General features: G+C 48.6%; 19 protein-coding genes. 3 read left to right on the top strand and 16 right to left on the bottom strand.

Going from position 1 to position 24475, the window contains the following annotated elements; translation table 11 throughout:
- Positions 1-16: 16 nt before the first annotated feature.
- Entirely contained in the window at positions 17-3877 is a 3861-nt protein-coding gene (gene rpoB / locus EJE48_RS11570) for a DNA-directed RNA polymerase subunit beta (protein ID WP_118580529.1), read from the bottom strand.
- An 804-nt stretch (positions 3878-4681) separates the two neighbouring features.
- On the opposite strand from rpoB, the gene EJE48_RS11560 reads away from it, so the two are divergent.
- The 3 genes from EJE48_RS11560 to EJE48_RS11550 are packed head-to-tail and all read left to right on the top strand — an operon-like array spanning position 4682 to position 6866.
- On the top strand, positions 4682-5314 hold the full coding sequence (locus EJE48_RS11560; RefSeq protein WP_118580535.1) for an epoxyqueuosine reductase QueH: 633 nt from the start codon (positions 4682-4684) through the stop codon (positions 5312-5314).
- A gap of 31 nt (positions 5315-5345) precedes the next feature.
- Entirely contained in the window at positions 5346-6215 is an 870-nt protein-coding gene (locus EJE48_RS11555) for a DMT family transporter (RefSeq protein ID WP_118580538.1), read from the top strand.
- Between the two features lie 15 nt (positions 6216-6230).
- Positions 6231-6866 (top strand): DUF3885 domain-containing protein, encoded by a 636-nt coding sequence (locus EJE48_RS11550; RefSeq protein WP_118580541.1) that lies wholly within the window; start codon positions 6231-6233, stop codon positions 6864-6866.
- A gap of 46 nt (positions 6867-6912) precedes the next feature.
- Here EJE48_RS11550 and EJE48_RS11545 read toward each other — a convergent pair whose 3' ends face one another.
- The 15 genes from EJE48_RS11545 to murJ form a co-directional block, all read right to left on the bottom strand.
- On the bottom strand, positions 6913-7674 hold the full coding sequence (locus tag EJE48_RS11545; protein ID WP_118580545.1) for a zf-HC2 domain-containing protein: 762 nt from the start codon (positions 7672-7674) through the stop codon (positions 6913-6915).
- Positions 7664-8149 (bottom strand): RNA polymerase sigma factor, encoded by a 486-nt coding sequence (locus EJE48_RS11540; protein ID WP_118580548.1) that lies wholly within the window; start codon positions 8147-8149, stop codon positions 7664-7666. Before EJE48_RS11540 ends, EJE48_RS11545 begins: the two co-directional genes overlap by 11 nt.
- A gap of 242 nt (positions 8150-8391) precedes the next feature.
- Entirely contained in the window at positions 8392-9741 is a 1350-nt protein-coding gene (gene gdhA, locus EJE48_RS11535) for an NADP-specific glutamate dehydrogenase (protein ID WP_118580551.1), read from the bottom strand.
- Between the two features lie 534 nt (positions 9742-10275).
- A complete protein-coding gene (mreB, locus tag EJE48_RS11530; protein WP_016406995.1) occupies positions 10276-11343 on the bottom strand; it encodes a rod shape-determining protein MreB in 1068 nt (355 codons plus the stop codon).
- A 141-nt stretch (positions 11344-11484) separates the two neighbouring features.
- Complete coding sequence (locus EJE48_RS11525) at positions 11485-12675, bottom strand: S41 family peptidase (protein WP_118580554.1); 1191 nt, start codon at positions 12673-12675, stop codon at positions 11485-11487.
- A 128-nt stretch (positions 12676-12803) separates the two neighbouring features.
- Complete coding sequence (gene ftsX, locus EJE48_RS11520; RefSeq protein WP_118580557.1) at positions 12804-13703, bottom strand: permease-like cell division protein FtsX; 900 nt, start codon at positions 13701-13703, stop codon at positions 12804-12806.
- Positions 13693-14379 carry a cell division ATP-binding protein FtsE gene (gene ftsE, locus EJE48_RS11515; RefSeq protein WP_016406992.1) on the bottom strand — a complete coding sequence of 229 codons (687 nt, stop codon included), beginning with the start codon at positions 14377-14379 and terminating at the stop codon, positions 13693-13695. The genes ftsX and ftsE overlap by 11 nt, the downstream gene beginning before the upstream one ends.
- 217 nt (positions 14380-14596) lie before the next feature.
- A complete protein-coding gene (locus EJE48_RS11510) occupies positions 14597-15688 on the bottom strand; it encodes a PucR family transcriptional regulator (protein WP_016406991.1) in 1092 nt (363 codons plus the stop codon).
- Positions 15689-15977: 289 nt separating this feature from the next.
- A complete protein-coding gene (locus EJE48_RS13005; RefSeq protein WP_408608199.1) occupies positions 15978-16304 on the bottom strand; it encodes a DUF2179 domain-containing protein in 327 nt (108 codons plus the stop codon).
- Positions 16241-16969 carry a WecB/TagA/CpsF family glycosyltransferase gene (locus EJE48_RS11500; RefSeq protein ID WP_118580563.1) on the bottom strand — a complete coding sequence of 243 codons (729 nt, stop codon included), beginning with the start codon at positions 16967-16969 and terminating at the stop codon, positions 16241-16243. The genes EJE48_RS13005 and EJE48_RS11500 overlap by 64 nt, the downstream gene beginning before the upstream one ends.
- Positions 16970-16982: 13 nt before the next feature.
- Positions 16983-19226 carry a polysaccharide pyruvyl transferase CsaB gene (csaB, locus tag EJE48_RS11495; protein WP_118580566.1) on the bottom strand — a complete coding sequence of 748 codons (2244 nt, stop codon included), beginning with the start codon at positions 19224-19226 and terminating at the stop codon, positions 16983-16985.
- A gap of 14 nt (positions 19227-19240) precedes the next feature.
- Entirely contained in the window at positions 19241-19717 is a 477-nt protein-coding gene (locus EJE48_RS11490; protein ID WP_160117373.1) for a DUF4330 family protein, read from the bottom strand.
- A gap of 1 nt (position 19718) precedes the next feature.
- The gene (locus EJE48_RS11485) at positions 19719-20207 is read right to left on the bottom strand and encodes a DUF4330 domain-containing protein (protein WP_118580572.1); all 489 of its coding nucleotides are present in this window, start codon (positions 20205-20207) and stop codon (positions 19719-19721) included.
- Complete coding sequence (locus EJE48_RS11480; protein WP_118580575.1) at positions 20204-21316, bottom strand: glycosyltransferase; 1113 nt, start codon at positions 21314-21316, stop codon at positions 20204-20206. The genes EJE48_RS11485 and EJE48_RS11480 overlap by 4 nt, the downstream gene beginning before the upstream one ends.
- Positions 21313-24468, bottom strand: coding sequence for a murein biosynthesis integral membrane protein MurJ (gene murJ / locus EJE48_RS11475; RefSeq protein WP_118580578.1), 3156 nt, complete (start codon positions 24466-24468; stop codon positions 21313-21315). Before murJ ends, EJE48_RS11480 begins: the two co-directional genes overlap by 4 nt.
- Positions 24469-24475 lie beyond the last annotated feature (7 nt).

The following is a 24475-nucleotide window of genomic DNA, read 5'->3' as shown; positions in this document are numbered from 1 at the left end:
GGTTTGTTCTCCTTTCTTATTCTTCATCCTCGTAATCGAAATCGTCAGCGGAATCGCCGGAGTAATCATCGGAAAGCAGGTCGCTGTTGTCCGCCTCCACGCCGGTTTCATCGTCAAAGAGGAATTCTCTCATCAGCTCCTCCTCTGCTGTCATACTACGAGGCTGACGGTATTCGTCCTCTTCATAGCCGTCGATGTTTACATTCAGATCATCCACATCTTCGATACATTCCTTAATTTCAACCTCTGTCTGATCCTCACGCAGCACGCGAATATCCAGTGCCAGAGACTGCAGCTCCTTCAGCAGAACCTTAAAGGATTCGGGAACGCCGGGTTCAGGGATATTTTCACCCTTTACAATTGCTTCGTATGTTTTTACACGACCAACAATATCGTCGGATTTTACCGTCAGAATTTCCTGCAGGGTATAGGCTGCACCGTATGCCTCCAGTGCCCAAACCTCCATTTCACCGAAACGCTGACCGCCGAACTGTGCCTTACCACCCAGAGGCTGCTGGGTAACCAGAGAGTAAGGGCCTGTGGAACGTGCGTGAATCTTTTCGTCTACCAGATGGTGCAGCTTCAGATAGTGCATGAAGCCGATGGTTACACGGTTGTCGAAGGGCTCGCCGCTGCGGCCGTCTCTCAGCTGAACCTTACCGTCTCTGCCAAGTGCAACGCCCTTCCATTCTTCTCTGTGGTCTCTGTTTGCATACAGTTCATCATAAATGTCACCATTCAGCAGAGGCTTCCATTTTTCAGAGAATTCCTCCCAGCTTGTGTTGACATAATCATTTGCCATTTCCAGTGTATCCATGATGTCGATTTCGTTCGCACCATCGAATACAGGTGTGCTGATTTTCCAGCCCAGTGCCTTTGCCGCCAGGGACAGGTGGGTTTCCAATACCTGCCCGATATTCATACGGGAAGGAATACCCAGAGGGTTCAGCACGATATCCAGAGGACGGCCGTTCGGCAGGAAGGGCATATCCTCTACAGGCAGTACACGGGAAACAACACCCTTGTTACCGTGACGGCCCGCCATCTTGTCACCAACGGAGATTTTACGCTTCTGTGCAATATAAACACGAACCAGCTGGTTTACGCCGGGGCCTACATCATCGCCGTTTTCTCTTGTGAATACCTTTACGTCTACAATGATACCTGTTTCGCCGTGAGGTACACGCAGGGAGGTATCTCTTACCTCTCTCGCCTTTTCGCCGAAGATAGCACGCAGCAGTCTTTCCTCTGCTGTCAGCTCTGTTTCCCCCTTCGGCGTTACCTTACCAACCAGAATATCGTTGGGGCGTACCTCAGCACCGATGCGGATAATACCTCTGTCATCCAGATCCTTCAGCGCATCCTCGCCCACGTTGGGAATGTCTCTTGTGATTTCTTCAGGCCCAAGCTTTGTATCTCTTGCGTCTGCCTCAAATTCACTGATATGAACAGAGGTATAAACGTCCTCCTGTACCAGCTTTTCGCTCAGCAGAACGGCATCCTCGTAGTTGTAGCCTTCCCATGTCATGAAGCCGATCAGAGGGTTCTTGCCCAATGCCAGCTCGCCCTTGCAGGTGGAAGCACCGTCTGCGATAATCTGGTCTGCCTCTACTCTCTGTCCCAGGTCTACAATAGGCTTCTGGTTCAGACAGGTGCTCTGGTTGGATCTCTGATATTTAATCAGCTTATATACGTCTCTCTGAGAGTTATCATTTCTAACCACGATTTCATCTGCGGAAACTCTTTCCACAACACCGGGGTTCTTTGCAATAATGCAGATACCGGAGTCCTTCGCAGTCTTATATTCCATACCTGTGCCGACAACAGGGGAATCTGTTACCAGCAGGGGTACTGCCTGACGCTGCATGTTGGAGCCCATCAGCGCACGGTTCGCGTCATCGTTTTCCAGGAAGGGAATCAATGCAGTCGCAACGGATACCATCTGCTTGGGCGAAACGTCCATCAGCTGTACCTGTTTTCTGTCTACCTCAATGATTTCCTCTTTGCGTCTACCGGAAACCTTCTTATGCACAAAATGTCCTTCTTCATCCAGAGGCTCATTCGCCTGTGCTACGTTGTAGATTTCTTCCTCATCCGCTGTCACATAAATGAATTCATCTGTAACAACGGGCTCCTCGCCGCTCTGGTCAACCTTTCTGTAGGGTGCCTCAATGAAGCCGTATTCATTGATGCGTGCGAAGGTTGCCAATGTGTTAATCAAGCCGATGTTCGGGCCTTCCGGTGTCTCAATGGGGCACATTCTGCCGTAATGAGAATGGTGAACGTCTCGCACCTCGAAGCCGGCTCTGTCTCTGGACAGACCGCCGGGGCCCAGTGCGGAAAGTCTTCTCTTGTGCGTCAGCTCGGACAGAGGGTTGTTCTGGTCCATGAACTGAGACAGCTGAGAGCTGCCGAAGAATTCCTTGATTGCCGCTGTAACAGGGCGCACGTTAATCAGTGCCTGCGGTGTTACCACAGCCAGATCCTGTGTTGTCATTCTTTCGCGCACCACACGTTCCATTCTGGACAGACCGATGCGGAACTGGTTCTGCAGCAGCTCGCCAACGGAACGGATACGTCTGTTGCCCAGATGGTCGATATCGTCCACATTGCCGTAGCCGTAATCCAGATGGATCACATAGTTAATGGATGCAAAAATATCCTCTAATGTAATATGCTTGGGCAGCAGCTCGTGGATGTTTTCCTTGATTGCCGCCTTCATTTCCTCTGCGGTTGCGTTTTCCTCCAGCAGCTTTGCCAGCATAGGATAGTAAACTCTTTCCTTGATGCCGAATTCCTCTGCTGTCAGCCCGAACTCCTCCAGATAGCCATCAATCTTAACGGTCTGGTTGCTCAGGATTTTTACCTTCTTTTCTTCCGCCATGATATACAGATAGCCTGCACCGCTGTCCTGAATCCGGTCGCACAGCTCCAATGTCAGAACTGCACCTTCCTCTGCAATAACCTCGCCTGTCATGGGGTCAACCACGTTTTCTGCCAGAACTGCATCACGGATACGGTTTCTCAGTGCCAGCTTTTTGTTGAATTTATAACGGCCCACCTTCGCCAGGTCATATCTCTTGGGATCAAAGAGCATGCCGTTCAGCAGGGAAGCGGAGCTTTCTACTGTAGGGGGCTCGCCGGGACGCAGCTTTTTATAAATCTCAATCAGACCTTCTTCATAGGATTTTGCAACGTCCTTTTCCAGTGTTGCCAGAATCTTGGGTTCTTCGCCAAACAATTCAATGATTTCCGCATCGGAGCCAACGCCCATCGCACGAATCAGAACAGATACAGGCACCTTTCTGGTTCTGTCAACTCTTACATAAAATACGTCGTTGGAATCTGTTTCATATTCCAGCCATGCACCTCTGTTGGGGATGACTGTGGAGGAAAGCAGCTTCTTGCCGACCTTATCAAATTCAGATGCGTAATAGATGCCGGGAGAACGAACCAACTGGCTGACAATAACACGCTCCGCACCATTGATGATGAAGGTACCTGTTTCTGTCATCAGAGGAAAATCACCCATAAAGATTTCCTGTTCTTTCAATTCATCCAGCTCTCTATTGTAAAGTCTTGCCTTCACACGCAGGGAAGCGGCATAGGTCGCATCTCTTTCTCTGCATTCTTCAATAGAGTATTTGGGTTCGGAATCCAAAGAAAAATCAATAAATTCCAGTATCAGATTGCCGCTGAAGTCTGTAATGGGGGAGATATCCTCAAATACTTCCTTCAGCCCTTCGTCCAAAAACCACTGATAGCTGTTCTTCTGCACCTCAATCAGGTTCGGCATTTCCAGAACTTCGTTGATTTTGGAATAACTGATTCTGGTTGTGTCGCCCGAACGGAGCGCACGAATTCTGTTTTTTTCCATCTTGTCACCTCTCGTAATCTAAACTGCACCGACAAAATCGCCGCCGTAAAGCGGAGCAAAGAGACCGTTTCGTCTCTTCATTTCTTTTTTTACCCATAAAAACGGTTCATCTGCATCCTTTTACACAAAAATTTAGAATTTCTCAAACAAAGCAAGACCTTTGCCTGCCCTTCCTTTGATCAGAAGTCATGACAAAAGCCTGTTTTATTCAAAAAATTCTATTCCTACCGTTGCAAAATTCACACCGAAGTGCGCCGCTTTTATATAACCTGAACAAAAACCACATCCTTTTCCGCATTTTACAAGGCATTTTGCCTGTAAAAGCTGCCAATTTCAAAACTTTCTGTTGAAATTTGTTTCCCCCTGTGCTATACTCAATAGCAACATGGGTTGATGTGCGTATCTGCTAATGTGGAAATTATTTTACCACGCTTAGTGCCGCCTGTCAAGCCTTTTTTTGTGCCTTTCCCCTTGGAATCAGGGCTTTCCCCCTTCTCGCCCTCCCTTGGGGCATCCCCCTTTCGGGAAGAAATTCCCTCCTCTCTACAGGCAGTTTTTCCTCTCGTTTTCCCTCTTTTCAGTGATGTTTGACACTTGATTTTCTGTCGAAATTCCAATTTCACCAAAACAGACATAGCTTTTGCATAAAATTTCATAAGATATTTTTTGTTTTTCCATTTCAAATTTTTGCATTTTTGTGAATTATTTTTGTACTTTTTTTAGTGCAATCAAACCTTCCTTTACTTCTCCCCCTTTTCCTGTTAAACTGAAGGATATGATTTTCTACAGAAAGAAGGAGATTTCTTGAAACAGAATTACCAACTCGTGCTGGAGAAAACCCTCAAGGCTCTGCAAGCAGAGGACAAACGCCCGTCTCTGCTGCTGCATAGCTGCTGCGGGCCATGCTCCTCCTATGTCATGGAATATCTGGCACAGTATTTTGATATCACCATCTTCTATTATAATCCCAACATTTCCCCTGCGGCGGAATTTCAGTTTCGCGCAGAGGAGCAGCAGCGTCTAATTCGGGAAATGGATCTCGGCGTGTCCTTCCTCCTCGGAAAATATGAGCCGGAACGCTTCTTTTCCTTGGCAAAGGGACACGAAGCGGAACCGGAGGGCGGCGAACGCTGCTTCAAGTGCTATCGTCTGCGTCTGGAGGAAACCGCAAAGGCAGCAAAGGCAGGCGGCTTTTCTTACTTTACCACCACCCTCTCCATCAGTCCCCACAAAAACGCGCAGGTCTTAAATGAATTGGGAAAGGAAATTTCCGATGCCTTCGGCGTTCCCTATCTTTATTCCGATTTCAAAAAGAAAAACGGCTATCGTCGCTCCTGCGAATTATCCACAGAATATCATCTTTATCGACAGGATTACTGCGGCTGTCCCTTCTCCAAAGCAGAGGCAGAGGAACGCAAACGCCGCGCGCAAGCCTGAGCCACTCATACAAAAGAAAGGAAGTCTTGAAATGTCACAAAAAAATAAAGGGGTCTGCTGTATCCTGCTTTCCTCCTTCTCCTTTGCGCTGATGAATTTATTCGTCCACCTTTCCGGAGATTTGCCCTCTATCCAGAAAAGCTTTTTCCGTAATTTCGTTGCAATGCTTTTCGCCCTGTTTATCCTCCTGAAGGAACGCCCCACAATCAGGCTGGATGGAAATTCCAAGAAATATCTTTTCCTCCGCTCCTTCTGCGGTACAGTCGGCATCCTGTGCAATTTCTACGCGGTCGATCATCTCGTTCTCGCGGATGCGTCCATGCTGAATAAGATGTCCCCGTTTTTCGCCATCCTTTTCGGCATCCTTATCTTAAAGGAAAGAATCAATCTCTTTCAGGGGCTTTGTGTGGTTGCCGCTTTTATCGGTACGCTGTTCGTCATCAAGCCTACCCCCTCTAATCTGGCATGCTTCCCTGCATTGATTGGTCTGCTCGGCGGCTTGGGTGCCGGCATTGCCTATACCTGTGTACGCGCCTTGGGCACGAAGGGGGTAAAAGGATCGTTCATCGTGTTCTTTTTCTCCGCATTTTCCTGCGTTGTCACCCTGCCCTATCTCATTTTCCGCTATCACCCCATGACATTGCAGCAGTTCGGTATTCTCCTGCTTGCAGGACTTGCGGCGGCAGGCGGTCAGTTCACCATCACCGCAGCCTATACCTACGCCCCCGCCAGAGAAATTTCCGTATATGACTATAGCCAAATTGTCTTTTCGGCAATTCTCGGCTATTTCATCTTCGGTCAGGTTTCCGATGTCCTCAGCTGGATTGGCTACATCATCATCACCTCCACCGCAGTCGCAATGTTCCTGCGCAATAACCGTCATCATCCCTGTAAAAGCTAAAAAAGGAGACTCTTTATGCTATTGGAAAAGGTTTCTCAAACCCTCAACCGAATCGGAAACGAACGCCTGCAGCTCCCGATTTTCTACGAAAGCCCCATAGCCCTGCGCTTTGAAACAGGCGATCCCTCTCTGGATATTTTTCTGGATAAAACCCACCTCAATCCGAAGTATCTGCGGAGTGCCTTCTGGCGCGTTTCCTTTTTATATGAAAAAATCGCACCGTTTGATACGCTCCTCTGGGTACTGTATCGCACGCCGGATTTAGAAACAGATGTCACTGCCATCATCGACCGCTTCTGCACGCTGACGCATCTGCCCTCTCCCGCCGAGGTCTATCAGCAGGAGGTCGCAACCTCGGATGAGGAACCCATGACGCGCATTTTCCTTCTTTGGGATATGAGGCAAACGCCTCCCCTCATTGCCCCCTTGCTGAAAGGCATTTTGTCTGCCGATTTCAAGGGCTTTCGGGAGCTTTCCTCTGCCGTTTTCTTTTTCGATACCGAAAGGCATCTTCTCTTTCATCCCTATGATGACAGGGGCGCAGATGTCGTTGCGGCACAAACCGAAACCATCCGCTTTCTCTATCAGGATTGCAAAAATTGGCTTTTGTCCTATGATTTTGAACGTATGAAAGCCATCTTTGAAGCATAAAAAGGAGCGAACTCCATGCTTTCGGGCTTTGGAGCTCGCTCTTTTCTCATTTCTCTGCCATGTCAATCAATTCCTGCAAGGTATATATCTTCGTTTCATTCCCAAAATCAATTTTGATGTTATATTCCTCCGCCGCAGGCATTTTGCCGTCCGCAATCATCATCGCAACGGCCTCGTCCCCTTCTTCAAACATAATCACGCCGCTTGTTTTTTCATTTCCGTTTTGTATCGTCACAGTGTTCTCCTTCGACACCTCAACCTCCGCTAAGCCGCCGTTCTTCAGCTCCACATTCATCCTCTCTCCACTGCCGATTTTCAGCATATTCAAATTCATTCCCCAGCAATACTCCTTCGATGCCTGCTCCTCTGCGGGCAGTTGCCAAACATTTCGCAGCGAAATTGATGCAACCTCGGAATCATAAAAAGAGCCAACATTCGTCAAACCGCCCTTCTCCACCGAAAAATTCAGATAAAGCATATCTCCCTCCAGCTTCGGCTCCATCGTAATCTCCTGTGGGTTGATGGCAAACCCCCTCGCAAACGCCTTGTATCCAAAGCCGCCCACGCCAATGCAAACTGCAACCGCAACCGCGACCGCACTCATCATTCTGCGGTTAAATTTCCGAAACGGGTTGATTTTCCGTTTTTCCTTCGGTGCCTTCTCCTGCACCTCCTCCTGCATTTGCTCCAAAATTTCCTTGCAGGGCGCACATTCCGCAACGTGTGCCGTAATCTCCCGATTGCTTTCCTCGCTCGTCAAGCCGTCCACATAGCTTGGCAGTAAGTCTCTGATAATTTCACATTTCATCTCTGCCGACCTCCTTTATAATTCTCTGCTTTGCACGGTAAAAGGTAACTCTCGCCCAGTTTTCATTTCTGCCGCAAATTTCCCCAATCTCCTTAAAGGAAAATCCTCCCGTAATGCGCAAGAGAAAAACCTCCTTCCCGTTCTCCTCCAAAATATGTACCGCCTTCATCACTTCCAGCGTCTGCTCCCTTCTGCAATAACTACTCTCCACGCCGTCCTCAGCGCCGCTCTCCTGCAAAGGCTCCGTTTTTCTTCTTTTCCGTTTGTCCAATTCCTGATACCAGATGTGCTTCGCAATTTGGCAAAGCCATGTGGAAACCTTGCAACTTCCGTCAAATTTCCCCGAAGAACGAATTGCCCGATAAAAGGTTTCCTGCGTCAATTCCTCTGCAAGGTCTGCATTGCCGCAAAGGCTCATCAAATATTTGAATACAAACGTGCTATATTCTTCAAAATCCTTTTCGGGCTGAAACATCCACTCGCCTCCCTTCTCATCATTTACCTATATATCCGTTTGCAGCAGATTTCGTTACACACATTTCCCGATTTTTTTAAAATAAAAAGAACCTCAGCCCCCTCAATACATGATGCAAGCTGAGATTCCTGGGATTCTTTTTATTCCAAAAACAGGAAAAGGGACGGATTCCTCCGTCCCTTCCGAGTATTTTGCTTATCGTCTTTGTGTAATCGAACGCAAATTTTTCAAATTAGGTTAAATTATACCAGACCCTGAGCCATCATTGCAGCTGCAACTTTCTTGAAGCCTGCGATGTTAGCACCGGCTACCAGGTTGTAGCCCAGACCAGCGCCTTCTGCTGCTTCTACAGAAATCTTGTGGATGTTCTTCATGATACCAACCAGTTTAGCGTCAACTTCTGCGCCATCCCAGCTATATCTCATGGAGTTCTGAGCCATTTCCAGAGCGGAAACTGCTACACCACCAGCGTTAACTGCTTTAGAAGGAGCAACGATCATGCCGGGTTCTGCCATAGCACGAGCCAGACCTTCGTTTGTTGTAGGCATGTTAGCTACTTCGATGTAGTATTTTGTGCCGTTAGCGATGATCTGTTCGATTTCGGGAACGTCCAGTTCGTTCTGGTAAGCTGCGGGCATGCAGATATCTACTTTCTGGCCCCAAGGTTTCTGTTTAGGGAAGAATTCGCAACCGAACTTGTCAGCGTAGTCCTGAGCACGGTTTCTGCCGGAGCTTCTCATTTCCAGCATGTAGTTGAATTTTTCTTCTGTTGTGATACCTTCGGGATCGTAGCAGTAGCCGTCGGGACCGGACAGAGTAACAACCTTACCACCCAGCTGAGCAACCTTCATAGCAATACCCCATGCTACGTTACCGAAACCGGACATAGCAACTGTCTTGCCTTCGAATGTGTCGCCGCAGTGTGTCAGAACTTCGTTTGTATAGTATGTAGCGCCGTAGCCTGTTGCTTCGGGTCTGAACAGGGAACCGCCGTATTCCAGACCTTTACCTGTCAGTACGCCATTTTCCCAGCAGCCTTTGATTCTCTTGTACTGGCCATACAGGAAGCCGATTTCTCTGCCGCCTACGCCGATGTCACCAGCGGGAACGTCAACGTCGGGACCGATGTGTCTGTAAAGTTCTGTCATGAATGCCTGGCAGAATCTCATGATTTCCATATCGGATTTGCCGTTAGGGTCGAAGTCGGAACCACCCTTACCGCCGCCGATAGGCAGACCTGTCAGGGAGTTTTTGAAGATCTGTTCAAAGCCCAGGAATTTAACAACGCCGGAGTATACGTTGGGAGCGAAACGCAGACCGCCCTTGTAAGGCCCGATTGCAGAGCTGAACTGTACTCTGAAACCTCTGTTTACGTTTACCTTACCAGCATCGTCTACCCATGTAACTCTGAAGGATACCTGTCTTTCAGGTTCTACCAGTCTTTCCAGCAGACCCATTTTTTCATATTCGGGGTGCAGTTCTACTTCTTTTTCGATAGAAGCGAAAACTTCTTCTACTGTCTGGATGAATTCAGGTTCATGTGCGTCACGTCTTTTAACCTGTTCGATTACGCGTTCAATATAAGCGTTCATAACTCTTTGACCTCCTATTGTTTATACAATAACAATTAGTATTTTTCCGCACGGTTAAAATGCGGTTCTGCCCCATGCGGTTAGGGCAAAATGAAGAGAAAGCTCCGAGGAAAACTGCTGCTTTTGTGTAGCATAACAAATCCTCTTGCCTCTTTCCGAAAATATTATAACACATATTTTAAACTTGTGTAGTATTTTTTTCAATTTTTGGGATAATTTTTACACAAATTTTGACCCAAAAAATTATGCAAAAAAACGTTTCTTTTATTTTTCCGTCATATATTCCAACGAATTTCCATTATTTCACCTTTCTTTTCAGCAGTTCGCACCGATTTCACAAAAAAACTGCATTTTCATCCATACAACACCAGCTTTTTGTCATGCTCCGCCCCATAAGAAATTGTTATTTATCTGTCACGATTGTACTTTATTTCAGTCATAGCAGCCCTTCTCTAAAAGAAAAACACCTGCCTTTCAACAGGTGTTTGATGGTATCCGTAAAGTTAATGCTCGTGTCGAAATCCTGATTTCGCCTTAAGATTCCGTTTTCTTTCTGAACAGTCCGCCGATGTCAAATCCGTGTTTTTCCTTCTGCTCCTCATCGCCGCCTTCAGAAATAAATTCGATATAACGGCCCGTGCCGATGGCAACGCAGCTAACCGCATCCTCCGCAACCATCGCGTGGATGCCCGTTCTGCTCTGAATCAGCTTATCCAGACCATACAGCAGGCTGCCGCCGCCCGTCATAACAATCCCTCTTTCGTAGATATCCGCCGCCAGCTCAGGGGGTGTTTTCTCCAGAACGCCATGCACCGCCTCCGCGATTGCCGCAACGGATTCCTGCAATGCCTCCAGCATTTCGTCCGAGGTTACGGTAAAATTCTTCGGCAGTCCCGTAATCAGGTTCCTGCCGCGCACATCCATGCTTACCGGAATGGTACGCTCAAATGCCGTACCGATTTTAATTTTCAGATCCTCCGCCGTTCTTTCGCCAATCAGCACATTGTGCTTCTTTCTGATGTAGCGAATGATGGCATCGTCAAAATTATCCCCCGCAATCTTCAGGGAATAGCTGACTACCGTTCCCCCAAGGGAAATCACCGCAATATCCGTTGTGCCGCCGCCGATGTCTACCACCATACTGCCGCACGCACGGGAAATATCAATCCCTGAACCAATCGCCGCCGCAATCGGTTCTTCAATAATATGCACCCTTCTTGCGCCTGCCTGTCGGGTTGCATCCTCAACGGCTCTTTTTTCCACCTCTGTTACGCTGCTTGGTACGCAAACCGCAATGGTCGGCTTCACGAAGGAACGCTTTCCCATCGCCTTTTCAATAAAATACTGCAGCATTTTTTCCGTTACCTCATAATTGGAAATAACGCCTTCACGCAAAGGACGAATCGCAACGATATTGCCGGGAGTTCTCCCCAGCATACGTCTCGCTTCCTCACCCACAGCTAAAATCGTATTGGTGTCTTTATCGATGGCAACCACAGAGGGTTCCCGAATCACGATGCCCTGCCCCTTAATATATACCAGAACAGTGGCAGTACCCAGGTCAATGCCGATATTCTCGCCAAAACTCATAAAATTAAACATACCGCCGCTCCTTTGTTCTTTCCGTCAAAAATTTTTTCTATGTCTTTTCAGTATACTGGAATCTTGCGCTCTTGAAAAGCCCCGTTTATAGAAAAAACAACATTTTTCTTCTATATGAATCGGAATCTGCGTTATTTTTCCTTATTTCAGCTGTTCTTCCATCACCTGCAGACCCTTTTGCAGCTGCGTATCCTGCTCTGCGGGGATCTCTGTCAGCGGTGTGCCGCTGTATGCTTCGGGCAGCTCCACCTTTTCATCCGGTTCAATGCCAACCCCATGGATGGAGGTGCCGTTCGGCGTATAGTATTTCTGTACCGTCACATTCAGACCGGAGCCGTCCGGCAAAACAAACAGCCGCTGCACCAGGCCCTTGCCGAAGGTCTGGTTGCCCACCAGTGTGCCGCGCCCCGTATCCTTCACCGCGCCTGCGAAAATCTCCGACGCACTGGCGCTGTTTTCATTCACCAGCACTACCAGCGGAATATCCAGATATTTCTCATCACATTTCAAATCATTTCTGTTTTGCTTTTTGTCCAGAGTATAAACCATCGTGCCCTCCGGCAGCAGCTCATCCCCGATTTCATATACAGAACGCACCAGACCACCCGGGTTATCCCGCAAATCCAGAATCAGCCCCTTCATGCCGTCCTTCTGCAGTGCCGTCAGTGCCTCCTTGAATTGGCTGTAAGTGTTTTCCTTAAAACCGCTGATGGAAATATACCCGATTTTGTTCTCCATCATACGGGAGGAAACGCTTTCCACCTCAACCGTTGCACGTTCCATGGTAAATTCCTTCTCCTCATCGCCGCGCTGCACCCGAATCGTAACCGCAGTGCCCTTCTCGCCGTGAATCTTTGCCGCAACATCCGAAAGCAGCTTTCCCTTCATATCCTCGCCATCCACGCCGATAATCACGTCGCCCGCCTGCAGGCCTGCCGTTTCCGCCGGCTGTCCAGGCATCACGCTGCTGATGACAACCTCGCCGTCCTGCGTAGTGTAAATCTCAATCCCCACGCCGTCAAAGTTCCCGTTGGTGTTGGTAAGATATTGCCGCAGGTTTTCCTTCGGCATATAATATGTATACTTATCTCCCACGCCGGCAAGCATCCCTGCAAAAAGCGTATCCTCCAGCTTGCCTTGGTCTATGTCCTCCACATAATATTTATCCAGATAGCTCTGTATCATATCCACCTTTGCATCCTTGCTCATGCTGATTTCAAAGGGAAGAACATGCCATGGAATTGCGCGGCAGATGGGCTTCCATGCCAGATTCAGCACCACAACCAACGCCAGTGCCACACCAAAGCCCTTCCAAAAGTCTTTTCTTTTCATTGTATCACCTCTTTTTCAATCTTGCTTTATCCTATGTTTCCCCAAAGGGAATTATCCTATAAGAAAGGGGAAGTATTCTCCAAAACACTTCCCCTCTTTTTTCATTGTTATTTTGTTTTTCCGACTGCTTATACCCGCAGATGCTTACGAATCGAGGATACGCTGCCGATAACCCCCAGTGCCACACCAAAAATGATGCCGAAGGGGAACAGGAATCCAAATACATCCCCCGTCAGACGGAACTGGATAAATTTAATCATAGGCAGATAATCGAAAATTGCACTCGTCACCTTCGTATAAATCGGAAGTCCCAGCACCAGCGGCACCAACGCACCGACGATACCGATGATAATCCCTTCCACAATGAAGGGCCACCGGATAAACCAGTCTGTCGCCCCAACATATTTCATGATGTTAATTTCCACCCGTCGGTTCATCACGGAAATACGAATGGTGTTAATGATAATCATAATGGAAATCACACCCAGCAGCAACATAACCAGTACGCTCCCGACATTGAACACACGGCTCGCCTTCAGCAATACCTCTGTCTCTGTCTGCCCATGCCGAATGTTGTCAATCCCGTCAATTTTTTCCAATGCAGTCAGCACTGCATCCTGATTTTCAATATTGTCCAGGGAAATCGAAAAGGAATGGGATAAAGGATTGTTCTCCCCATCCAGACCCACAAAGATATCCTCGTCCGCGCCCCAGTCCTTTTTCAGCTCCACCAGAGCATCCGAAGGGGAAATATATTCCACGCTCTGCACATGGTCTATCTTTGCAATTTCATCTTTCATATTTTCAATCTGTTCCCCACTCAGGTCTCCCTTCAGGAAAACGGAAATGCCAATGGAATCCTCCATCTGCCCCAGCATATACCGCAGATTGCTCCCTACGCAGTAGGAAAAGGATAAAATAGAGATGCAGGCTGCAACAGCGACAATGGAAGCCATGGTCATTAGCATATTCATCTTCAGTCCGCTGAGACCCTCTCTTATAAAATATCTAATCGTACTAGGCTTCATCGCTATAACCACCTTTTTCAATATCTCTTATAATGTGACCCTTATGCAGCGTAACCACGCGCTTCTGCATCGCATCTACAATATCTCTCGCATGGGTTGCCATAACGATGGTTGTCCCACGCTTGTTGATGTCATCCAGCAGCTTCATAATGCCGTATGCTGTTTCGGGGTCAAGGTTCCCTGTCGGCTCGTCGCAGATTAAGATAGGGGGATTATTCGCAATGGCTCTTGCCAGTGCCGTTCTCTGCTGCTCCCCACCGGAAAGCTGATTGGGATAGCTTCTGCCCTTCTGTCCCAGCCCAACCAGAGAAAGCACGGCAGGCACGTTTCTGCGGATAATGCGTCCGGGTGCCTCGATCACACGCATCGCAAACGCCACATTTTCATATACCGTTTTATTGGGAAGCAGACGGAAGTCCTGAAACACAACCCCCAGATTACGCCGCAGATAAGGGATCTGCCTTCTGTTCAGTTCATTTGTTTTCACTTTATTGATGATAATATCCCCTTCGGTCGGGTCAAGCTCCTTCAAAAGCAGCTTCATCAGCGTGGATTTCCCCGAACCGCTCGAACCAACGATGAATACAAATTCACCCTTGTTGATGTGCAGGTTGATGTTTTCCACACCCGTAGAACCGTTGGGATATACCTTTGTTACGTTATTCATGTGAATCATAACGTATCTCCCTCTTTCTGAAAAAGTTTTATTCTAAAAAACGACGGATGTTCCCATATTTCGTCTTTACACATTTTAAGATTATACCATAAATAAAATAAGCGAACAAGTAGCAGAGCCTTGGTAAACCTTTCGATTTTATTAAAATCCTCTTAATTTTTCCGTTTTCCACAAAAAAAGAGGGAGCAAAGATGCCCCCTCAGTTTTTCAGTTTTGCTTAATATGCCATTTTATCCATGTAAATCATGTATTTGCTTACCATCAGCGTAATCTTGAAGATAATCGCATCATCAAAATTCCGCAAATCCAAGCCGGTCATCTTCTGCAGCTTATCCAGTCTGTATACCAGTGTATTTCTGTGGATATACAGCTGACGGCTTGTTTCGGATACGTTCAAGTTGTTTTCAAAGAATTTATTTACCGTTGCCAGTGTTTCATCATCGAAATCATCCATCGTCAGCCCATGCAGAACCTCCTTGATGAACATCCGGCACAGCGGCAGAGGCAGCTGATAAATCAGGCGGCCGATGCCCAGCTTTTCATAGTTCACGATATATTTATCCGTCTCGAAGATTTTGCCAACCTCCAGCGCCATCTTCGCTTCCTTATAGGAACGGGAAACATCCTTCAAATCGCTTACAATCGTACCGCTGGAAATATAAACACGGCTGTTTGTTTCCGCATTCAGTGTTTCCTCGATGGTCTTTGCAATGCGGTCGATTTCGTCCGCGGTTTCCTTCTCGCGCAGCTCCTTCACCAGAATAATGCTGTGCTCATCCACCGCCGTTACAAAATCCTTTGTTTTTGCAGGGAAAATGCTCCGTACAATTTCCACCACATTCATTTCCTTATCAATATTCGTTTCAATCAAATACACGATACGATGTACGTTATTTTCAATATGCAGCTTCTTCGCGCGGCTGTAAATATCCACCAGCAGCAGGTTATCCAGCAGCAGATTCTTGATAAAGTTGTCCTTATCATATCTTTCTTTATACGCAACCAGAAGGCTCTGAATCTGGAATGCGGCAATCTTGCCGATCTGATAGCCGGATTCGTCCTCCCCCTTCACCTGAATCACATACTCAGGCACGCCGTTGTCATAAATCTTAAAATACTGATAGCCCAGAATTAACTGACTTTCCGCAGGGGAACTGATAAAATTCTCCACCGCATCAATCTGACGGCCGATCATATTTTCCTCTGTGGTGGCAATCACCTTGCCTTCCTTTTCCACAACGCTCAGTTCTTTTCTCGTGATACTTTTCAGTCCGTCGATGGTACTCTGCAAAATCTGATTTGAAATCATCGCTTTCACCTCAATACTTTTCTCTGCATCTGAAATGCAGCTATTCTGTTTTTGCTTCTCTGTATAAATTGCCTAAAAACCTCTCTGCGAAGAGGTATCAAATTCGCCTATGCTCATTTTATAACAAAATGACAAAAAAAGAAAGAGGAAAGTATAAAAAAACAGTAAAAATCTCTTTCAGCTTGATTTTTACATAAAAATAGGGTCTGTTTTTTATTAAAACTGACCCTTGCTTTTCAGAATACTACGGTAAAACCTCATTTTTTCGTTCTCTTTACGCTGTCATTTTTTACTTATCCCCGACCGCGTTTCTCAAAACTTCCCGAATATCCGGCAAACGAAAAAAGGCATTTCGGTCGATATTCATAATAATTCTTTTTCCGAAATGCACTTCTTTCTTTGAAAAAACACAAAAGAATGTTTCCCGTCCTTCACCGGCATACTTTCCCGTTGTCGGAACTGCCGTTTTCCCCTGCACAATTCCGACAAAAGTCCTGCCGCATTCTCCTCTTTTTTGTCCAAAATGATTCGCGCCGCGTGGGGCATTTTCTCTTAACGTCCCCTTGTTCTGAGAACCGTCAGCGCAAATTTCGGCAGACGCATCATGCGCCGCCATCTCGTCGGCTGTGTAATCAGGCGGTGGAACCATTCCAGTCCCAGTCTGCGGAAAATCTTCGGTGCCCGCTTCACATTGCCTGCCATCACGTCAAAGCTGCCGCCAACGCCAATGGCTACCTTCGCTCCAACCAGACGGATGTTGTCATAAATCCATTTTTCCTGCTTGGGCGCACCCAGTCCTACCAGCAGTATGGACGGAGCCTTCTTTTTTATGTCCTGAATGATTTTCTTTTCCTCTTTTTCGTCGAAATAGCCGTTATGCACGCCCACAATCTTCAGTCCGGGGTATTTCTTCATCATTTTTCTTGCCGCCGTTGCCGCAACTCCGGGCGCGCCGCCGAAGAAATAAAAGGTTTCCTCGCTCGCCGCAAGGTCTGCCATCAGGTTCTGCGTCAGGTCGTAGCCTGCCACGCGCTCCTGCAAGCGAATCTCGCTGTATTTGGATGCCCATACAACACCGATTCCGTCCGGCACAACCAAGTCCGCCTCCCGCAGAATGCTCATCAGCTCTGCGTCCTTTCTTGCCTCCATCACAATTTCCGGATTAGGGGTACAGATGAAATGCTGCCCTTTTTCCTTGAGCAGTCCTTCTGCCCGTGCTACAGCCTCGTCCATCGTCACAACATCGAAGGGCACCCCTAATATGTGTGTTTTCCTGTTCATACTACGCTCCCCCTTATTTTTTTCTGCGCTCCAGCAGCTTTTCCAGATATCTTTCGTTCTTGTGTGCCATTTTCTCCAGTTCCTTTTCCTTCTGCGCAAGCTTCGCCACATAGCTTTCCTTGTTTTGGATAACATCCTCCACCAGAGCCAGTGTTTTCTCCTTGTCAAATTCCTTCAGCTTGCCGCCGCTGGGCATATCCAGCTTCTCCAGATAATATTCGATCTTAGGGTCATAAATAAAGCCAATCAGCGGCACTCTCTGTCTTGCCGCAAAAATCAGCGTATGCAGACGCATGCTCAGAATGAAATCCGCCTGAGAAATAATCCCCATTACCTCATAGGGAGAGTAGCTGCTCTTTAAAATATAAGCGTTCTGCTTCATTTTTTTGCGTACCTTTTCGCTCACCGTCACGTCATGCGGCATCTGCATGCTCAAAAATACGATGTTCCGCTGATATTTTTCCACAATGATATCACATAATTCCGCAAATTGCCCGATGAATTTGTCCATATCCTTCCAGTTGCGGACAGAAACCACAACCATCGGCTTATCTGTCGGAATCCCTTCTTCTCTGAGGATTTCCTGTGTTTTCTCCTCGCTCACGCCGTCCATTGTAAATACAGGGTCAGCCGTCACAAAGCATTTCTTCGGGTTTACCCCCATAGAAAGCAGCTCCTCGTAGGAGTTTTCCTCTCGCAGTGTAATCAAATCCGCCTTATTCACCACCTGCTTCACCAGTCTGCGGTTGCGCTTGCCGGAAACAGGCCCGATGCCGTTTGCGTAAAGCATCACCTTTTTGCGCATCAGCTTTGCCGCCGCCGTAATCGAAAGGTAATACATCAGAGAACGGGTAGAGGTGCTGTCCTGCAGCAAGGAGCCGCCGCCCGAAAGCAGCACGTCACACCTGTGAATTGCACGGAACACATCCATGAATCCAAAGCGGTATACCGCCTCAATCCCGTATTTCTCCTTTGTTTCCTTCGGCTTGTTGGAAAGCACGGTAATATGGTAATTCTCGCCCATCTGCTGAATATTCTTGTGCATGGAAAGCATGATTGCCTCGTCGCCCGTGTTGTTAAAGCCGTAATAGCCGCTCATCACCACGTTGTACTGCTTTTCATGGCTTTCCTTCCATGCCGCATTATATGCACACACGCAGTCGCCCGCCATCTTCGTTACGGAATAATATTGGAAGATGACCTCTCTGCCGTATGCGCCCATTTTCTGCCGCTGTTCATCCGTCAGGTCATTGAATGTATGCACCACATCCCGATACAGCAGATTTTCGTTGGAAAGCTCGCACCCACGACAGCAGAAGTTGTTTTCCTGTGCCAGCTCCAGCTTATCCTCCCCGAACAGCCCGATGTAGCCTTCATTCCCTGCAACGATAACAGGCTTTTCTGCCGCCATTGCCTCCAGAGCCGCGCGGCTTACGCCAACAAAAACATCTGCCACCGCTACCAGCTCATTGATATCCGTTCTGCCGCCCGTCATGGTGATACATTCTCTGCCGATTTGCACATTCACTCTTTTGGATTCCGCCAAAAGCTCGTCAAACACATCCCCGCCGCCGACAATCAGCATTCGCAGTCCGGGGATTGCCTGCGCCAGCTTCGGCGCAATCGCAATCAGCTGTCTTGCCACCAGTGCGCGGCTTTCGTCCATGCGGCTGACATAAACCAGTGTCGGCTCCTCCGCCTGCAAGCCAAATTCCGCCCGCACCTTCGCGCCGTCCGTCTCAGGAGAAAATTTTTCGGTATCAATCCCGTTGATGGTCACAAAAATATCCTCATACCGCACCTTATAATTTTCCATCAGATACTCGCGAATATCGTCGCTGACCGCAATCACCTTCTGCCCCCAGTTGGAGATGTATTTCAGCCCCATCCCCGTATAAAATACCCAATGCGCGGAGGTCACAAAGGTAAAGCTGTTTTTCATTCTTTCCTTCAGAAGTCCGCAGACAAAGCTTGGAATTCTCGCATGCGAATGAACAATATCTACCTTTTCCTTTTTGATAATTTTTTTCAAAATGAAATAGGAGCGCGCCATTTTCAGCACATTTCTCTGGTTCAGCGGCACATGGTAATGGCGAATCCCTGCCTCTGCCAGCTCCTTTTCGTAAACGCCGCCGTTGGAGGCAACAATAATATCATAGCCCTGCTTTTTCAGCTCCTTGGAAAGCTCCACCACATGGGTTTCCGCCCCGCCGATTTCCAGCCCCATCAGAGCCATCAGAATTTTATACTTTTTCATGTCTTAACCCCCACTCATTCGCTGATGCTTGTGATTTTCATTACGGGTTTCGCATATTTTGTCGCTACATTCATTTCGGAATTTGCCTTCATTTCCACAACACCGTCCACGAAATAGCCCTCGTCCTTCTCCACCACAGGGCCGTCAATCGTCAGCGTCACGCTGTAATAATCGGGAAATTCCACAGGCTGAATCGTGCCGTCATTCAGCAGTACATTTTTCAGAAACGGCTCGTGCTTCACTGCCGTAATCGTCCCTAAGCAGATGCCTGTTTTCTCGTCATAGATTTTATCCCCCTCATGCAGCGCATTGACCGTTGCCATCCGCACCTCGTCAATCAGTGCCGTATAGGTTCTCTGCTCCTCGGAGTCGTCCACCCCTGCGGATTCCTTCTGATTCACCACGCCGAATTTGAACACCGCCACCGCGCAGAGCGCAACCACAACTACGATAATGAGGATATCCACAATGTTCGGTTTTCTCTTTGCCATATCACTCACCATCCCTTACTTCTACAACAATGCCCTTAAAGGCATAGCCCTTGCCCTTGACATTCAGCTCCATCCCGACCTTCACGGTCGTTCCTTCCACGGTAATATCCTTTTCCGTTTCCGTTCCGCTTCCTTCAATCGTCACATAAATATTGCTGTAGCCGTCCACAGGCACCTTTTCATATTTCCCCGTGGTACGGTTGAACATCGTTTCCGTAAACGGCTCTGTTTTCACATCCTTCACCGTACCCAGATAGGTCGAGGTGGAGCTTTCATAGGCATTGCCGCCCACAACGGGGAAATTCGCCGTTTCCGCGACAACCTCCTCGCCCATCACCACATAGGAATAGGTCTTTGTATCCGCGCCGCCCTCTGCCGCGCTTCTGCCGCCCAAAAGCATCCTTCCGCCGACAATGCCGACAATTATTACAATCAGAATCAGCAAAATATCCACGATATTGAAAATACCGAATACCTTCTTACTTTTCATTTTCCTGCCTCCAGATAGAGTTTTTCGATTTTTCTTGTCATCTGCTCTGCCAAAAAGGTCGCCTCGGCATCCCTCTTTGCCTGTGCGCCAAAGGCGCTTCGCTTCGCGTCATCCGCAAGCAGCTCGTCCAGTCTCTCCGCCAGTGCGTCGCTGTCCCCGACAGGAATCAGAAAGCCATTTTCGCCATGGCGAATCACCTCTGCCACGCCGCCGCTGTCCGTCCCGACCGCCGGAATCCCTGCAATCATGCTTTCCAGAATAGAAAGGCACAATGCCTCCGCCTTCGATGTAATCACCGCAATATCAAGCGCCGCCTCTATTTTTTCCACATCCTGCAAAAAGCCTGTAAACGTCACATGTTCACGAATGCCAAGCGCCGCCGCCTTCTGTTCCAGCTGCTTGCGCAGACTGCCGTCTCCGACAATGTAAAACCGCACATCCTTCCGCTTTTCCAGAAGCCTTTTCGCGCCAAGCAAAAAGGTTTCATGATCCTTCACTTCCTCCAGACGCGCGACCATGCCGACCGCCTTCTCCCCTGCCTTGCCGCCAAAGGAGGAAAGCAGTGCCGCCTTTTCCTCTGCGCTCGGAATGGGAATCCGCTCAATGCCGTTATAAACCACCGCAATTTCCTGCGGCTTTGTGCCGCCTGCAATCATGCTTCTGCGTACCGCCTTGCTGACCGCAATGATTTTATCACTGAACACCGCATTGATTTCTCTGCGGAGAATCTTCTTTGCCAGTCCGCCCGGCGCGCCCTCCATGCAGTGCTTTGTATTGAAGATATATGGCACTCTCGCCCGTCTTGCCGCCATGCGCGCCGTCATGCTCGCATGCGTATGCACAATATCCGGCCTTTCCGCGCGGAAAATTTTCGCCAACGCCTTGAATGCCTTCCTGTCGAAAGATTTGTCCTCCATCTCCTCCATCGCAAGCACAGGCACATCCAATGCCTGCACCGCCGCCACCAGAAGGCTGTCATGCGGCAGAACCACCTGCACCGCAAATTTTTCTCTGTTATGATATTTCAGATAATACAATAGCCAACGCCCTGCGCCGCCAATATTTCTGTCTGTCAGAACATGGAGGATTTTCATTCTTTTTTCCGTCATTTCATTTCCTCCGTTTCTCTTTCGCCCTTCTTTTCTGCCACACGCACCGTTGCCATGCCGATGCCGATGAAGCACCAGAAGAACAGCACAATGCGGTAATCAAACCAGAGGTGATCCGTCAGCCCCTGCAATAAAAGCCCTGCAAAGCCGCCGAAGATTGCCCCCAGCAGAAAACGGAACCGCTTCGGTGCCGTCCGCATACCGCTGTAAAGCCTCTGGAAGAAGAACAAAAGCAGCAGCAGCAGTACAGCAAAGCCGACAATCCCCAGTTCGATGAATTCCTGTAAGAACAGATTATGCGCGTGGTACGCATTCGCCGCCTCAAAGGAGAACAGCGGATAAATCTGATTAAATGCACCGATTCCGATGCCCGTCACCCAATAATGGCGAATGATATCCAACGCCGCCGTATAAATCGACACACGGTACAGCGAGGAGGAGTCGCTCATCGTAACGGAGCTTGCAATTCTCGCCCACAGACCTGCCGGCAGAATAAACGGCATCAGCAAAAGCAGCACCACCCCAAGGGGAATCAGCCGCTTTTCGGAAAGCAGCACGAAAAGTCCTGCCGAGAACATCAGCCCAAGCATTGCCCCACGAGAGCCCGTTGCCACAAGGCCCAGACAAATCACACCGAAGCAGCCTGTATAATATAATCTGCCGCACCAGTTTTTCATCTTCCAGATCATCCCTGCCGCCAGAGAACCGACCAGAATCAGGTATTCCCCCAGAACATTCGGGTTGCTGAAGGTTGCATACGCGCGCGTGGTGATGTCAAAGCTTTCCTCATCCACCCATGCGGCATCCATTTCCACCCCAATGATATATTGATATACCGCGTAAAGCGCAATCAGCGCCCCTACGGTAATCAGTACCCAAAGCACAAAATTCAGCTTTTCTTCTGTATCAATGGCATCCTTTGCCACAAAGAATACCGCCATCAGAATCAGGAACAGGCTCATTGCCAGCAGTGCCGAAGGGAAGGCATAGCTTGTCACCCCTGCATAAAGGATACAAACCCCGAAGCAGCCCAGAAGCACGCTCACCATGCTCGTCCGCTGCATCCGGATTCTTCCCAGAAAAAGCTGAATGAAATACAGCACAAAGGTTCCCAGAACCAGAACCGCCAGAAGCATCGTCGGCAGAACGGGAATCGCCGCCACAATCCCTGCCAAACAGAAAATCAGGAAATTCTGATTAAATACGCGCAGGAAAAAGCTTTCGCCCATTGCCGCCGCAAGGCCGTTGCTTTCTCTGCGCACCGCCATGCCGCTCCAATGCACCAGATTATGCCAGAACCGCGGCAAAATCCCCTGCCTTGTATTGAGCCTTCTATCCCAGTTTGCACGCAAAAAGTCAAGAATCGCGCTGTTTTCAAACGCATTTTTGAATCCCCTGCAAATTGCCGCATAAATGCTGTACGCAATGCTGTTCATCCAGACAGAGCGCAGCAGCGTGCAGATTGCCGCAAGCAGGCGGAAACAAAAGCTGTCTTCAATTATCGCAGAAATTTTTTCTGTCATCGTATACGTTCTCCGTTTTTTCCTCTTACGGGGTGCGCCTTGCGCCGTTTCCCCGCCTCCTCTGTGCCGCAGCCTTTTCAGCATGCCAAACACAAACTCACCTTCCTCAATTTTCAGAAGCCTTGCAAAAAGCATGTAGGCAGCCACGCCAACGCCGCCGCAGATGCAAAGCAGCAGAATCTGCCCAAGCACGCGTCCGCCCAGTCTCGGCAGCAGCAGCCATTTGCACCCAAGCACCGGCACGAGCATCCCTGCCGCCGCCAGAAGCATCCGCCCAATCTGGAGTACAAAGCCCTTATCCAGAATATCGGGATACTGCTTCACCGCCGGAATCAGAAGCACTGCCGCCGCCGCTGTGGAGGAAACCGCCGCAGAAAGCGCCAGACCGCCAATCCCCATCGGCTTCAGCAAAAGCCAACACAAAACCGCATTGATAACGATAGAAACCAGTCCCGAATAAAACGGGGTTTTCCCGTCCTGATTCGCATAAAAGGCGCGGCTCAGAATATTCTGCACGCCGTAGCCAACCATGCCCAATGCAAAGAAGAATAGCGCCGCCGCCGTCAGCTGTGTTGCCGTTTCGTCAAAGGCCCCTCTCTGGTAAATCAGCGAAACCACAGGCTGTGCCAGAGCCATCAGTCCCACCGTCATGGGAATCAGCAGGAAAATCATCGATTTCAGCGTCCCTCTGACCGCCAGTCCGAATTCCTTTTTATCCTCCGTCATACGGGAAAATTTCGGAAACACCATATTTGCAATCGCAAGCACGAAAACGCCCACGATAATCGTATACAGGTTATTCGCATATTCCAATGCAGAAACGCCCAGCTCCCCGTTCACCGCACTGCCCTCCGAAAGCTGCGAAGCAAAGCGCGTATTTACCATAAAGTTAATCGGCTGAATCCATGTGCTGACCATAACCGGCAGCATCAGCCTCCCGATTTTTCTCAGCCCGTCATCCTTAAAATGAAAATCCGGGCGATAATGATAGCCCTTCCTCCAAAGGGACGGAATCTGGATTACCGCCTGCATCGCCCAGCCAATCAGAAACGCCGCCGTCAGCCCCAGAATCCCGAATTTCTCGTTAAAGAAAATATAATACAGAATCAAAACGCCGTTGGAAACCACGCTCAGTGCCGCAGGCACATTAAATTCCTCCAACGACTGCAAAATCCCCACAAAGGAAAAGGCAACCGCCGTAAAGAGCATCGTCGGGAAAAGCATCCGCAGAAGTCCCACGCAAAGCGTCACCGTTTCCACATCATAGCCGGGCGCAATCAGAAGCGTCAGCGGCTTTGCAAACGCCATCCCCAGAAGCATCATCAAAAGCGTAACGGTCGAAATCATCGTAATAAAGCGGTTCGCAAGCGAAAACGCCTCCTGCCGCCCCTTTTTCTGCAAGTATTCCACAAAAACAGGGATGAAGCTTGCAGAAATTGCCGATGCAAAAATCACATCAAAAAAGGTACGGGGAATCCGGCTTGCCAGCAAAAATGCCGCCGCCTGCATATCCGTTCCGTAGTTTGCCGCCAGAAGCTGCTCGCGCACCATTCCCAGTATTTTCCCAAAAAGGGTAATTAACATCATGAAGCTGACGGTTTTCACCGCCTGATTGCCTTTTTCTGACATAATAAAC

Origin of the sequence: Anaerotignum faecicola (assembly GCF_003865035.1) — a bacterium.
GTDB classification, from domain to species: Bacteria; Bacillota; Clostridia; order Lachnospirales; family Anaerotignaceae; genus Anaerotignum_A; species Anaerotignum_A faecicola.
Note: the sequence above shows the minus strand (reverse complement) of the source record. Positions and strands in the feature narration are given on the sequence as shown.